This is a genomic window from Streptomyces silvisoli (genome assembly GCF_029269905.1).
GTDB classification, from domain to species: Bacteria; Actinomycetota; Actinomycetes; order Streptomycetales; family Streptomycetaceae; genus Streptantibioticus_A; species Streptantibioticus_A silvisoli_A.
The window spans coordinates 1-959 of sequence record NZ_JARJBC010000073.1; the positions used below are offsets into that span (position 1 = coordinate 1).

Sequence of the window (959 nt, forward strand, 5' to 3'; positions counted from 1 at the left end):
TGTAGGTGCCGAGAACCACATCCGTGCTGGTCATGCGGCATGTTCTCGAGGCGGGCGAGGCGGTCTGGATTGGAGATCGGCTGGGGGAGGGGCCGCGGGAGTGTCGCTGCGTTGAGTGGGCGCTGGGGTCGGTGCCCGTTGTGGAAATTGTCCATAGGGTGGGGCCGCGGCCTCCGTAGCGTCAGCTGGCCGTCTCCGTTCACGTGCGAATCGGACGCAGGTTTTCACGCGGACGAGCAGCGCGCGACGCCCCCTTGCATTCCTACTGGTGGTAGGATTGGGGGTATGAGTAGTAGCAAGAAGTATTCGGTGAGCCTCCCTGAGGACCTCGCCGAGACCGTGCGTGCCCATGTTGGCCCTGGGGGCTTCTCTGCCTACGTCGCAGAGGCCCTCGAACAACGAGTCGCCATGGACAAGCTGCGCGAGATCGTCACGGACTTCGAAACAGATAGTGATCCGCTGACCCGGAAGGAGGTCGAGGAGGCCCGAGCCGTCCTGCGTCATGACCATCGCAGTGCGGGCGGAGCCGCCGCCTGATGCCCGGCACATTGCTTTTGGATAGCGAAGGTCTCTCGCAGCTCTATCTCAAGGATCGCCAGGTCGCTGCATTCGTCCAAGCCGCCATGGAAGAGGGGGTGCGCGTCGCCACGACCGCCATGACGACCCTGGAGGCTGACTTCGAGCGTATCCACCCGGCCCGGATCAGCTGGGTTCTGTCCCGCATTGACGTCCACGAGATCACCAAACGCCTGGCGGGTGACGCCGCCGCCCTCTTGCGTACCCATCACCTGCACGGCCACAAGTACGCCATCGATGCTGTCCTGGCCGCTGTCGCACGTGCCGCTCAGGGACCCGTGACCGTCCTCACCTCCGATCCGGAAGATCTCACCCTCTTGTGCGGGCCGACCGTCGAGATCATTAAAGTCTGAATACTCGGGTCATCTGTCCCGGGTCGGCCC

Annotated in this window: 2 protein-coding genes; both read left to right on the plus strand. The window is 64.0% G+C overall.

The features are described 5' to 3' along the window. Positions 1-285: 285 nt before the first annotated feature. Positions 286-537, plus strand: a complete 252-nt coding sequence (locus tag P3G67_RS35755; RefSeq protein WP_276097240.1) for a hypothetical protein — start codon at positions 286-288, stop codon at positions 535-537. Next, positions 537-929, plus strand: coding sequence for a DNA-binding protein (locus tag P3G67_RS35760; RefSeq protein WP_276097241.1), 393 nt, complete (start codon positions 537-539; stop codon positions 927-929). The genes P3G67_RS35755 and P3G67_RS35760 overlap by 1 nt, the downstream gene beginning before the upstream one ends. Positions 930-959: the final 30 nt, after the last annotated feature.

Coding starts and splice junctions, on each gene's coding strand:
- P3G67_RS35755 (WP_276097240.1), top strand. CDS start 286: ATGAGTAGTAGCAAGAAGTATTCGGTGAGCCTCCCTGAGGACCTCGCC.
- P3G67_RS35760 (WP_276097241.1), top strand. CDS start 537: ATGCCCGGCACATTGCTTTTGGATAGCGAAGGTCTCTCGCAGCTCTAT.